This is a genomic window from Kineococcus terrestris (genome assembly GCF_041020755.1).
GTDB classification, from domain to species: Bacteria; Actinomycetota; Actinomycetes; order Actinomycetales; family Kineococcaceae; genus Kineococcus; species Kineococcus terrestris.
This window is the reverse complement of the sequence record NZ_JBEUEI010000059.1, coordinates 1-11,992: the sequence shown is the minus strand read 5'-3', so window position 1 is coordinate 11,992 and position 11,992 is coordinate 1. Positions and strand designations below refer to the sequence as shown.

Annotated in this window: 9 protein-coding genes; 4 read left to right on the top strand and 5 right to left on the bottom strand. The window is 79.0% G+C overall.

From position 1 onward, the window contains the following. Positions 1 to 233 precede the first annotated feature (233 nt). On the bottom strand, positions 234 to 1,175 hold the full coding sequence (locus AB8M62_RS19770) for an ATP-binding protein (protein WP_369056570.1): 942 nt from the start codon (positions 1,173 to 1,175) through the stop codon (positions 234 to 236). Positions 1,176 to 1,319: 144 nt separating this feature from the next. Here AB8M62_RS19770 and AB8M62_RS19765 point away from each other — a divergent pair, with 144 nt between their 5' ends. Further along, the gene (locus AB8M62_RS19765) at positions 1,320 to 1,808 is read left to right on the top strand and encodes a DUF4383 domain-containing protein (protein WP_369056571.1); all 489 of its coding nucleotides are present in this window, start codon (positions 1,320 to 1,322) and stop codon (positions 1,806 to 1,808) included. Between the two features lie 20 nt (positions 1,809 to 1,828). Here AB8M62_RS19765 and AB8M62_RS19760 read toward each other — a convergent pair whose 3' ends face one another. Continuing rightward, the gene (locus AB8M62_RS19760) at positions 1,829 to 4,084 is read right to left on the bottom strand and encodes a diguanylate cyclase domain-containing protein (protein ID WP_369056572.1); all 2,256 of its coding nucleotides are present in this window, start codon (positions 4,082 to 4,084) and stop codon (positions 1,829 to 1,831) included. Positions 4,085 to 4,324: 240 nt separating this feature from the next. Here AB8M62_RS19760 and AB8M62_RS19755 point away from each other — a divergent pair, with 240 nt between their 5' ends. Next, positions 4,325 to 5,212: an NAD(P)H-binding protein gene (locus AB8M62_RS19755; RefSeq protein WP_369070641.1), complete on the top strand. Its 888-nt coding sequence runs from the start codon at positions 4,325 to 4,327 to the stop codon at positions 5,210 to 5,212. 109 nt (positions 5,213 to 5,321) lie between these two features. On the opposite strand, the gene AB8M62_RS19750 is transcribed toward AB8M62_RS19755, so the two are convergent. The 3 genes from AB8M62_RS19750 to AB8M62_RS19740 form a co-directional block, all read right to left on the bottom strand. Then, complete coding sequence (locus tag AB8M62_RS19750) at positions 5,322 to 6,818, bottom strand: methyl-accepting chemotaxis protein (RefSeq protein ID WP_444881718.1); 1,497 nt, start codon at positions 6,816 to 6,818, stop codon at positions 5,322 to 5,324. Between the two features lie 166 nt (positions 6,819 to 6,984). Further along, on the bottom strand, positions 6,985 to 7,488 hold the full coding sequence (locus tag AB8M62_RS19745; RefSeq protein WP_369070639.1) for a SigE family RNA polymerase sigma factor: 504 nt from the start codon (positions 7,486 to 7,488) through the stop codon (positions 6,985 to 6,987). Next, positions 7,485 to 8,372, bottom strand: a complete 888-nt coding sequence (locus tag AB8M62_RS19740; protein WP_369070638.1) for a sensor domain-containing protein — start codon at positions 8,370 to 8,372, stop codon at positions 7,485 to 7,487. Before AB8M62_RS19740 ends, AB8M62_RS19745 begins: the two co-directional genes overlap by 4 nt. Before the next feature lie 114 nt (positions 8,373 to 8,486). Here AB8M62_RS19740 and AB8M62_RS19735 point away from each other — a divergent pair, with 114 nt between their 5' ends. Both AB8M62_RS19735 and AB8M62_RS19730 read left to right on the top strand, forming a co-directional pair. Continuing rightward, positions 8,487 to 10,553 (top strand): TPM domain-containing protein, encoded by a 2,067-nt coding sequence (locus AB8M62_RS19735; protein WP_369070637.1) that lies wholly within the window; start codon positions 8,487 to 8,489, stop codon positions 10,551 to 10,553. 77 nt (positions 10,554 to 10,630) lie between these two features. After that, positions 10,631 to 11,353 (top strand): PspA/IM30 family protein, encoded by a 723-nt coding sequence (locus tag AB8M62_RS19730; RefSeq protein WP_369056578.1) that lies wholly within the window; start codon positions 10,631 to 10,633, stop codon positions 11,351 to 11,353. Positions 11,354 to 11,992 lie beyond the last annotated feature (639 nt).

Sequence of the window (11,992 nt, the reverse complement as noted above, 5' to 3'; positions counted from 1 at the left end):
CGCGGCGCGCGTCAGCACCCCGGTGCCGCCCGCGCCCGGCGCGGACGGCCCCGCGCCCCCCCCCGAACCCCCGCCCCCCCCCCCCCGCCCCCCCCCCAGCACCGCCGCAGCCCCCACGGGGAGGGGCGGGCGCGCCCTCCCTCCGTGATCTCGCTGGGAAGCCCTGCAAGATCACGGAAGGGTCGGGCGGGGGGGACGTTCGGACGGGGTGGCGCAGGAGGGTGGAGCGCGGGTCAGGCGGGGACGTGCGGCCAGGGGCGCGGGCCCTCGCCGTCGAGCTGGCGCAGGAACTCCTCGCACACCCAGCGCTCGAGCGCCGAGACGTCGCCCGGTGTCGCCAGCACCGCCACGTCGCGCGCGCGGCCCAGCTCCTCCACCTCCGCGACGAGCCGGCGCCAGCGCTCGACGAAGGAGCGCTGGTCGGGGAACCGGTCGTACTCCAGGTCCACCTCGGCGCGGCCCTCGGCCGCGGCGCGCAGCTTGTCGGCCTCCGCGCGCGAGAGCGGCCCGCCGTACACGGCGTCCAGCAGCTGCCGCACCTCCTGCGCCGTGGCCCCCACCGCGTCCGCGTCGCGGTTCCCCCCGGGCAGCCCGAGCAGCTGCAGCTCGCGCAGCACCGTCTCGCGGTGCTCGCGCATCCGGATGCCGACCTCGACGGGGTAGCGCAGCAGCCGCAGCGGCGGCCCGGGCGCCGGGTCCGTCCCCACCACGTCGCCCAGCTCGGCGACGACGGCGGCCCACTCCTGGGCGAGCTCGCCGGCCAGCTCCGCCGGGTCCGCGGGCCCGCCCGCGCCGGGGCGCAGCTCGCACCAGACCTCCTTGCCGCCCGGGTGCGGCTCGACGCCGTGGTCGGCGCTGAGCGCGCTGATGAGCGCCAGCCCGCGGCCGGTGCCCGCGGTCAGGCTGCGCGGCACCCAGTGCGGGCGCCGCGGCGAGCCGTCCACGACGGCCAGGCGCAGCCCGTCGCCGGTGCGGCGGGCGGTGAGCGTCATGGCGGTGCGGGCGTGCAGGAGGGCGTTGCTGACGAGCTCGGTGACGCAGACGGCGGCGTCGTCGAGGAGGTCCTCGCCCAACCCGGCCGCCGGGCCGGTCAGCACCTCGCGCAGGAACCGGCGCGCGCGGGCGGGACTGTCGGCCTGCGCCGGCAGCTCCAGCACCCACCCCCCTCCGGTCACGCTGAGCACTTTAGGGGCACCTCACCGTCACAGGGGGTGGCGGGTGTCAGGTCCACCCGCACGGGGTACGACCATGGAGGGGGCCCGGTACGGGCCCGACGACGCCGACCGCGGACCGCCGCGCACCACCCCGGAGGACGAGCCATGGCCCAGCAGGCCCCCGAGACCAAGCAGCCCGGCGACAGCAACCCGCGCCTGACGCGCTGGCACGCGCAGCCCTCCGGCGGCCAGTACTTCGCGGCGGTCGTCGGCGCGACCTTCGTCGTCCTGGGCCTCATCGGCTTCGCCGTCACCGGCGGGCAGGACTGGACCGGCGGGGACGACCCGACCCGCAGCGTCGCCAGCGTCGGCGTCAACCCGCTGCTCAACCTCATCCACCTGGTGCTCGGCGTGGCCGGTCTGGCCGCCTACCTCAAGGCCGGCACGGCCCGCCTGTACGGCCTCCTGCTCCTCGTCGTCGGCGGCGCGCTGTTCGCCTACGGGCTGCTCGTCAGCCCGGGCAGCTCCGCGGACCTGCTGCACACCAGCGACCCCGGCACCGTCCTGCACGCGGCCACCGCCGTCGTCGGCCTGCTCATCGCGCTCCTGCCGACCGGGGCCAACCGCGCCGACTCCGGCAAGGGCGAGCGCTGAGCCCCGCGCGCTGAGGCGGCTCAGCCACCCGCCTCGACCCGCCGCGCCGCCGGCTTGGCCGCGTACATGCGCTGGTCGGCGCGGTGCAGCAGCCGGCCGAACCCCTCCCCGTCGGCGGGGCCGACGGCCACGCCCACGGTGACGGCGGGGCTCAGCCGCCGCCCGGCGACCAGCAGCGGCTCGGCGGCCGCGCGCACCAGCTCGGCGGCCACCCGCTCGGCGTGGGCGGCGGCCCCCGCCGGGTCCAGGCCCGGCAGCACCACGAGGAACTCGTCCCCGCCCAGGCGGGCGACGAGGTCCCCGCGGCGGACCACCGAGCGCAGCCGGCGCGCCACGGCGACGAGCAGCTCGTCGCCGGCGGCGTGGCCCAGCTCGTCGTTGACGGCCTTGAAGGCGTCCAGGTCGCAGAACAGCAGCGCCACCGCGGACCCCGACAGCCGCGCGTCCCACAGCGCGGCCTCGGCCCGCTCCTCCACCCGGCGCCGGTTCGGCAGGCCCGTCAGCGGGTCGTGGTGGGCCAGGTCCTCCAGCTGCTCCAGGTAGGTGCGGGTGCGGTGCTGCTCCTGCTCCAGCGCTCGCTGCGCCAGCACCCGGTCGGTGACGTCGTCCTGCACGCCGATGTACTGCACGACCCGCCCGGAGGCGTCGCGCACCGGGGACAGCAGCACCTCGTTCCACCACGGCTCGCGCTGCGGGCCGCGGTGGTTCAGCAGCAGGGCGCGGTGCTCGCGGCCCTCGGCGATCGCGTCGCGGACCGCCGCCACGGCCGCCCGGTCGGTGTCCTCGCCCTGCAGGAAGCGGCAGTTGCGGCCCAGGACCTCCTCGGCGCGGAAGCCCGAGAGCCGCTCGAACGCCTGGTTGACGTAGACCAGCGGCTGGTCCGGGCGGGTCATGTCGGAGATCGTCACGCCGCTCGTGGTGGCCGCCAGCGCCTGCTGCAGCAGCGCCTCGCCCGTCGTCGCGCCGACCGCGGCCGGGGCGGGAGCCGGCGCGGGGGCCGGGACGGCGGGGCGCTCGGCGACGGCGGCGGCCACCGGGGCGGCCGCGCGCGGGGCCACCCGCGACAGGAACGAGCGCGCCGCCGCGACCACCGTGTCCCGCCGGTACGTCAGGGCGTACTCGAAGACCCGCCGCGCGTCCGGGCCCGTGTCACCGAGGTCGCGCGCCAGCAGCGCCGCGCTGAAGTGCGGGCTGAGGACGACGACGTCCCACTCCCCGCGCACGGGGTCGCGCGGGTCCAGGTCGGCGCCGCGCAGCCCCGGGACCGGCTGGTCGCCCAGCCCTTCACCGAGCGCGCACACGAACCCGGTGCGGTCGACCAGGTCGCGGTAGCGCACCGCTGTGGCGGGCGTGAAGTGCCGGGCCTCCTGGAACGTCGAGGCGACCACGCACGTGTCGCCCAGGCGCATCGCCTCCCGCTCCAGCTGCTTGCTCACCTCGATGAGCAGGGACTTCGGCGCGCGGCGCAGCTCGGTGCCGGCGGGCAGCAGCGCGAACGGGGAGGAGCTGGCCGCCTCGTCGCCGGGCACGGTCGCCGGCAGCGCGATCTCGGCGGCCTCCAGCGCCGGCGCGGGGCCGTCGGCGGGGCGGCCGAACAGCCAGCCCTGCCCCAGCCGGGCGCCCAGCGCGCGCGCCATCACCAGGTGCTTCTCGTCCTCGATGCCCTCGGCGAGCACGAGGGCGCCGGTGGCCTCGGCGTAGGCGTTGACGGCGTTCATGATCTGCGCGACGGCGGGTCCGGGGCGGCGCTGCACCAGGCGCAGGTCCAGCTTGACGACGTCCGGCTGCAGCAGCGGCATGAACGCCAGCGACAGCGGGTCGGCGCCCACGTCGTCCAGGGCGACGCGCCAGCCCAGCTCGCGCACGCGCGCGACGGTGCGCAGCAGCTCCGCGGGTCGAGCCGCGAGCGCCCGCTCGGTGATCTCCAGGACGACGCGCAGGTCGCCGGGAGCGGCCTGCGCGATGGCCAGCAGGTCGTCCAGCGGCGCGCTGTCGAGGACCTCCGGCTCGACGTTGACGAACAGCGCCTGCGGGGCGAACAGGCCGTGCCGGACGGCGCCGCGGAACGCCGCGGCGCGGCACGCCTCGTCGAGGTCGGCGAGGCGGTCGGCGGCGCGGGCGGCGGCGAACAGCGCGTCGGGGCGCTCCAGGTCCCCGCCGCGCGGGCCGCGCGCGAGCGCCTCGTAGGCGACCACGGCGCCGCTGCGCAGGTCCACGATGGGCTGGTAGACGCTGCGCACCGCGCCGGTGGACAGCACGTGGTCGATCGTCGTCACCCGAGGTGCTTCGGCAGGCGGGAGCGCCGCCTGGAGCGGGGTCCTCCGGACGGGCGCGCACGGGATCGCGACCGTCATCAGCCGACACGCCGCGCGCCCGGCCCCGCAGGACGGCGTGTCGGGCGGTGACGGCCGCGATCCCGTACGCCCGGCCGGGTGGCGCGCGGGAACAGCCGCGCGGGGGCGGGGGTTGGCCGCGGACGGTGGGGGCGGACCCGCGCTCCCCGGACAGGAGGAACCGTGACCACCTACGCCGTCACCGCCGCCACCGGCCAGCTGGGCCGCCTCGTCGTGGAGGAGCTGCTGGAGCGCGGGGTGGAGGCCGGCGACGTCGTCGCCGTCGTCCGCTCCCCCGCGAAGGCGGCGGACCTGGCCACCCGCGGGGTGCGGGTGCGCGAGGGCGACTACTCGCGCCCGGAGACGCTGCCCGCGGCGCTGCAGGGCGTGGACCGGCTGCTGCTGGTCTCCGGCAGCGAGGTGGGGCGGCGGGTGGAGCAGCACGCGAACGTGGTGCGGGCCGCGGAGGCCGCCGAGGTCGGGCGCCTGGTCTACACGAGCATCCTCAAGGCCTCTACGACCGGGAACCCGCTGGCGCCCGAGCACGCGGCGACCGAGGAGGCGCTGCGGGACTCCCCCGTGCCGACCGTGGTGCTGCGCAACGGCTGGTACACGGAGAACTACTCCGCCTCGCTGCCGCAGTACCTGGCGACCGGCGAGGTGGTGGGCGCGACCGGCGAGGGCCGGGTCAGCGCGGCCTCCCGCGCGGACTTCGCGGCCGCGGCCGCCGGCGCGCTGCTGGGCGAGGACGCGCTCGTCGGCCTGGACGGCGGCGCCCACGCCGTCCACGAGCTGGGCGGCCCGTCGTTCACGCTGGCGGAGCTGGCGGAGGCCGTGAGCGCGGCCACCGGGCAGCGCGTCGCGCACCGCGACCTGTCCGAGGAGGAGCTGGCCGCGCACCTGCGCGGCGCGGGCCTGGACGAGGGGACGGCCGCGTTCGTGGCGGCCCTGGACGCCTCGATCGCCCGCGGGGAGCTGGAGACGGACCCCGGGGCGCTGGAGGTCCTGGCCGGCCGGCCGGCGACGCCGCTGGCGACGGTCCTCGCGGACGCGGCGGCCACGCGCGGCTGAGGCGGGACGAGCGGGACGTTGGGGGCGCCGCGCCGCCGTCCGCTCGGTGGCGGGCGACGGCGCGGCGCGTCGGGGGCGGGGCCGCGGCGGCGGTGCGCGCGGCCCCGGGTCAGCCGCGCTCGAAGGCGGTGGCCATCCGGACCTGCTCGTCGATGACCTCGCCGATGCGGGCCTGCACGACGTCCAGCTCGCGGATGATCGCGGCGGTGTCGGTGATGCCGCGGGTGACGGAGGCGCTGGAGGACTGGATGCCGGCGATCTGCTCGGCGACGCGCTGGGTGGCGTCGGCGGTCTCGCGGGCCAGGTCCTTGACCTCGCTGGCCACGACGGCGAAGCCGCGGCCGAGCTCGCCGGCGCGGGCGGCCTCGATGGTGGCGTTGAGGGCCAGCAGGTTCGTCTGGTCGGCGATCCCCGAGATGATCTTGATGACCTCCCCGACGGCGGCGGACGCGCCGGCCAGCGCGTCGACCTCGCCGGTCATCGCGGAGGCCTGCCCGACGGCGGAGTCGGCCACGCGGCCGGCGTCGTCGACGGCGCCGCGCAGCCGGGAGACGGTGTCCAGCAGGGCGCGGGAGGCGGCGGCGTTGGCCTCCGTCTGGTGCAGGACGTCCAGGCGCTGGGACACCAGCAGGCCGACGTTGCGCAGCGCCGCCCTGCGCGACTCGGACAGGTCCAGGTACTCGGTGGCGAAGAAGTCCATCGTGCCGACGACCTGCCCCGCGCACACGACGGGGAAGGCGATGCCGGACTTGACGCCGGCGCGGCGGGCGGCCGGCGCGCGCACGCAGTCGGTCACCTCGGCCAGGTCCCGCACGAAGATCAGCTCGCGCTGGCGCCAGGCGCGCCCGGCCAGCCCGACCCCCTCGGGGAAGGAGGCGGCCAGCGTGACCTGCCGGAACTCCTCGCCGGCGGAACCGGACTCCACGCTGAAGCGCAGGGCCTGCTGCTCGGGGTCGAACGCCCAGAAGGAGCCGTAGGCCCAGCCGAAGGCGTCGCGGACGGTGTCCAGGGCCAGCCGCAGCGCGCTGTCCCGGTCGCGGGCCTCGCCGATGGTGGTGACGACGGTGGTGACGGCCTCGCGGTCGCGCAGGGTCTGCGCGAGCTCGCGGCTGTTCAGGGCGGCGCGGCGGGCGTGGGCGATGACGCGGCGGATGGCGTCCCACTTCTCCCGGCGCACGCCGAAGAAGGGCAGCTCGCCGGCGGTGTAGAACTCGAACATCCCGCGCACGGCGCCGTCCTCCAGGACGGGCAGCCAGGTGCCCTGGGCGGCGCCGCCGGTGTGGGCGTCGCGCCAGCGCGGGCAGGAGGCGCCCTGGGCGGGGTCGTCGAACAGGAACGCCTCGCGCCGCTGCAGGACCTGACCGCCCATCCCGTCGCCGGGGCCGACGACGGCGTCGCGGGTGCCGCGCAGCGCGGGCGCGAGGCGGCCGGCCTCGTGGGCGAGGCCGAAGCGGCCGTCGGGGCGGGGCAGCCACACGCCCGCGTACTCCAGGTCCAGGGACCGCAGGAGCGCGTCGGCGATCTTCGCCTGGACGTCGACCTCGTCGCGGACGCCGCCGTCGAGGGCGGCCAGGACGGCTTCGAGCGCCTCGACGTCGCGGGGCATGTCCGCGGGCGGCGTGACCGCGGGGCGGGCCTGTCGTCGGAACACGAGCTGTCCTCCTGCGGACGGGAGCGTCGTCGGCCCCCCGGCGCCCGTCGGGCGGGTGCCGGTCGACCCGTGCTGCAGGTGTCGGCAGCGCGCGCGGACGCCTTGAGCGCGCCCGCCGCGCTCAGCCCTCGAGGGCGGCGCGCAGCGCCTTCAGCCCGCGGTGGGCGTTGCTGCGCACGGTGCCCGGGCTGACGTCCATGAGGTCGGCGATGCGCTCGTCGTCCCAGCCCTCGAAGTGCCGCAGGGCCAGCACGGTGCGCTGCTTGACGGGCAGGCGGCGCAGGCCGGCCAAGAGGGCGTCGCGGTCGGCCAGGCGCGCGGTCTCGTCGGCCGCGCCGCGCTCGGGCAGGACGTCCGACGGGCGCTCGCGCCGGGCGGCGCGGCGCCAGAAGGACGTGCAGGCGTTGACGACCATCCGGTTGACGTAGGCGGCGGGGTCGTCGGCGGCGCTGACGCGCGACCAGCGCAGCAGGGCGCGGGCCAGGGCGTCCTGCACGACGTCCTCGGCGGCGTCGGGGTCGCGCAGCAGCCCGCGGGCCAGGCGCACGAGGGCGGCGCCGCGGGCGGCGACGAACTCCTCGAAGCCGGGGGCGGTGACGACCGGCACCTCGCCGGTGGTGCTCACGCGGCGGCCCCCGGGACGGTCGCGGCGGCGCGCTGGACGACCTGCCCGGTCAGCTCCCGCGCCCGCTGCACGAGGGCGGCGACGTCGTCCTCCTCGGCGGCGTCGTCCAGGCGCACCTCGACGACGGCGTCGCCGGTGCGGGCGACGACGGCGACCGTCCAGGCGGGCTGCTGCCCGTCGGCCGGCTGCAGGGTCCGCGCCCAGCCGGCGACGGCCTCGTCGCCGGGCCAGCCGGCGGTGTCCGCCACGGTCCAGGGGCCGGTGCCCTCGGCGCCGGAGGTGCCGTCGGCGCAGGCGGGCGCCTGCGCGCGGGCGGCGGCGACGTGGGCGGCGGCCGCACCGGCCGCGTCGGCGCCCGGGGCGTCCAGGACCCGCACCGACACGCGCACCGCGGCCGGCAGCGGGGTCGAGCCACCCGCGTCGGCCGGGACGCGCCACTGCGCGGCGCGGCCGGCGGCGACGGTGGCGTCCGAGGCGTCGTCGCGGCACAGGCCCCGCACCACGGGCGCCCCGGGCTCGTCGGCGAGGACCTCCTCCAGCTCGGCGCCCGGCAGGGCGGTCGTCACCTCGGTGTCGTCGGGCAGCGCCCCGGCGGGCACGGCGAGCTCGGGCTCGGCGGGGCGGGTCGCGACCACCGACGGCCCGCGGTCGGGTCCGGCCCCGCGCAGCGCGCCCGCGCCCACGGGCACCGCGACCGCCAGGACGGCCACCGCACCGGCCACCGCACCGGCCACCGCGCGGCGCCGGCGCAGCGTGCGCGCCCGCCCCCGCGCGCCGGCCAGCAGCGCGGCGACGTCAACGTCCGGCCCCCGCCCGCCCGCGCGCTCCAGCGCGCGGGCCAGCGCGTCGTCGCGCCCGTCCGTCCCCCGGTCCCCGTGCTCCACGGCTCCCCCTCCCGGCGCGGTCCCGTCCCGCGGCCCGTGCAGCGGACGCGCTGGGCGGCGGGAGCGTTGCACGTGGGCGCGCGCCCGGCGGGGGCGGTCCGACAGACTGGCCGCGTGCGCCCCTCCTCCCGCCCGACGACCGCGCGGACGCGGGTGGCGGTCGGCCTCGCCGCGGCCGCCGCCGCCGTCCTGCTGGCCGCGGGCCCGGCGGCCGCCGTGGAGCCGTTCCGGGTGGACGCGCAGCTGACCGACCAGGCCGGGGTGGTGGACGGCGCCGGGCAGGTGGAGCAGGCGCTGGACCGCCTCTACCAGGACGAGGGCCTGCAGCTGTGGGTCGTCTACGTCGACTCCTTCGACGGCCTGAGCGGTCCGCAGTGGGCGGACGAGGCGGCGCGGGTCAACGGCTTCGGGCCCGACGACGTGCTGCTGGCGGTGGCCGTGCAGGACGGCGCGTACGGCTCCAGCAGCGACCCCTCGCGGGTGGACGACGCGCGGCAGGCCGCCGCGGACCGGGCGGCGGAGGAGCGGCTGGTCGCCGGCGACTGGGGCGGTGCGGCGGTCGCGGCCGCCGACGCCCTGCGCGGGCAGGGCTCCGGCGGCTCCGCGGGCTCGGGCGGCGGCGGTGCCGGGCTGCTGGTCGGCGGGCTGGTCGTCCTCGGCGGGGCCGGCGCGGTCGGCGCGCTGGTCGTGCGCTCGCAGCGGCGCACCCGCCGGGCCGTCGCCGAGTCGGCGGCCGCCGAGCGCGACCCGCACCACGGCACCCCCACGCCGGAGCTGCTGGCGCAGGCGGACACGCTGCTGGTGCGCTGCGACGACGCGGTGCGCGCCAGCGCGGAGGAGCTGGAGTTCGCGCGCGCTGAGTTCGGCGACGAGCGCACCGCGGCCTTCGCGGCCGCGCTGGCGGGGGCGCGCTCGGCGCTGACGTCGGCGTTCTCGCTGCGCCAGTCGCTGGACGACGAGGTGCCCGAGACGGAGGAGCAGCGCCGGCAAGTGCTGGCGGAGGTCATCGCCTCCTGCCGGCGGGCCGGGGAGCGGCTGGACGCCGAGTCCGACGCGCTGGACGGGGTGCGCGACCTCGTGGCGCGCGCCCCGCAGGTCCTGGACGCCCTCGCGCAGCGGCTTCCGGCGCTGCGCGCGCAGGTGGACCCGGCCCGCGAGGACGTGGCCCGGCTGGCCGCCGAGCACGGCGAGGAGGCCGTGCGCTCGCTGGCGGACGCGCCGGGCGAGGCGGCCGCGCGGCTGGAGCTGGCGGAGCGCTCGGTGTCGCAGGCGCGCGACCTCGTGGGCGACAGCACGCGCGGCGGGGAGCTGGTCGACGCCGTGCACCGCGCCGAGCAGGCGACCGCGCAGGCCGAGCAGCTGCTGGCGTCGGTGCGGCGGGGAGCCGTCGACCTGCGCTCGGCGGTGCAGGAGCTGCCCGTGGCGCTGGCCCGCGTGCGGGCGGCCGCGGGCGCGGTGCGCGACGGCACCCCCGCGGAGGTGGTGGCCGCCGCGGCGGCCGCGGGCGCGACCGCGGACGCCGTCGAGCGCCAGGGGGCGCGGGACCCGCTGGCGGCGATGCACCGCCTCGTGGAGGCCGAGCGGGCGCTGGACGCCGCCCGCCGCGCCGCCGCGCAGGAGGAGGCCGAGCAGCGCGCCGTCGTGGCGGCGCTGGAGCAGGCGCTGCTGGCGGCGCGCGCGGAGGTGTCGGCGGCGGAGGACTTCGTGGCCGCGCGCCGCGGGGCGGTCGGCTCGACGGCCCGCACCCGGCTGGCGGAGGCGCAGCGGCACCTGGAGCAGGCGACGGTGGCCCGCGCGAGCGACCCGGCGGCCGCGCTGGAGCACGCCCGCCGCGCCGACGCCCTGGCCGAGCAGGCCACCGCGGCCGCGCGCCGCGACGTGGACAGCTGGCGGGGCGGCCCGGGTGGTCCCGGCGGCTACGGCGGCGGACGGGGGCAGTCGGACGAGCTGGGCGCGCTGCTGGGCGGCATCCTGCTGGGCGGTTCGGCGCGCCGCGGCGGCTGGGGCGGGTCCCCGGGCGGCTGGGGCGGCGGCGGCTTCGGCGGCGGTTTCGGCGGCGGGGGTTCCCGCGGCGGCTTCGGCGGGGGCTTCGGGGGCGGCTTCGGCGGCGGCGGTGGCCGGCGCAGCGGGGGCGGCGGTTTCGGCGGAGGCGGCCGGCGCAGCGGCGGCGGCCGCTTCTAGGCACGGACGACCGCACCGCGTCGCGGTGCGGGGCAGGTGGCCGACGGGCGCGCAGCCCGCGAGGAGGAGGAGCAGACGTGGCGGAGAAGCAGTCGATCCTGGGGCGCATCGCGCAGCTGGCGCGGGCGAACGTCAACGCGCTGATCGACCAGGCCGAGGACCCGCAGAAGATGCTCGACCAGATGGTGCGCGACTACACGTCGAACATCGCCGACGCGGAGCGGGCGATCGCGCAGACGATCGGCAACCTGCGCCTGGCCGAGCAGGACCGCGCCGAGGACGAGGCGGCCGTGCGCGAGTGGGGCGGCAAGGCCGCGGCGGCCTCCCGCAAGGCCGACGCGCTGCGCGCGGAGGGCAAGGACGCCGAGGCGGACCGCTTCGACGAGCTGGCGAAGGTCGCGCTGAAGCGGCAGATCTCCTTCGAGCAGGAGGTCACGGCCGCCGGCCCGCAGATCGCCGCGCAGACGGAGGTCGTCGACAAGCTCAAGGCCGGGCTGACGTCGATGAAGCAGAAGCTGGAGGAGCTCAAGCGCAAGCGCGACCAGCTCGTGGCCCGGCAGAAGGCCGCCGAGGCGCAGTCGCGGGTGCAGGACGCCGTCGGCTCGCTCAACGTGCTGGACCCGACGTCGGAGCTGAGCCGCTTCGAGGAGCGGGTGCGCCGCGAGGAGGCGCGGGTGGCCGGGCAGGCGGAGCTGCAGGCCGACTCGCTGGAGGCGCAGTTCGCGAGCCTGGAGGACGACGCGGCCGACCTGGACGTCGAGGCGCGCCTGGCCGCCCTCAAGGCCGGCGGCTCCTCCTGACCTCCTGACCCGCCCCTGACCCGCCGCCCGCTGGACCCCCCGTCGTCGCCCCGTCCTCCGCGGTGATCATGGACGGTGCCACGCTCACCCGTCCATGATCACCGCGAGGTGGGGCGGAGGGGCCGGGGACGGACGGGGTCCGGCGGGCGGTGGACCGGGGGCGGGGCGACGGCTCCACCGGAGGCGGGAGGCCGCCGCCGACGATCGGGGGACGGCCGCGGTGGCGCGGCTGCCTACCCTGAGGCGGTGAGCGCCAGTCCGCCCCCCGCGTCCGACCGCTGGTGGTGGTCGGCCGCACCGCGCCTGCGCGACGTGCTCGTCGTGGCGCTGTCGCTGGCCGGTGCCGTCGTCTGGTTCCCGCTGTTCGTCGCCGGCTGGCCCGCGCTGGACCCCGGCGCCGTCGGGGTGCCGCTGGACGTGGACGACGTCCGCTTCCGCCACGTGCTGGCGGCCCTGGCGGTGCTGGCCACGGTGGTGGCGCTGTGGGGGGGGGGGGGGGGGGGGGGGGGGGGGGGGGTGGGGGGGGGGGGGGGGGGGGGGGGGGGGGGGGGGGGGGGTGGGGGGGGGGGGGGGGTGGGGGGGGGGGGGGTGGGGGGGGGGGGGGGGGGGGGGGGGGGGGGGGCGGGGGGGGGGGGGGGG

Excerpts from the sequence above, each read along its gene's own strand:
- AB8M62_RS19765 (WP_369056571.1), top strand. The coding sequence starts at position 1,320 with ATGGCCCAGCAGGCCCCCGAGACCAAGCAGCCCGGCGACAGCAACCCG.
- AB8M62_RS19750 (WP_444881718.1), bottom strand. The coding sequence starts at position 6,818 with ATGCCCCGCGACGTCGAGGCGCTCGAAGCCGTCCTGGCCGCCCTCGAC.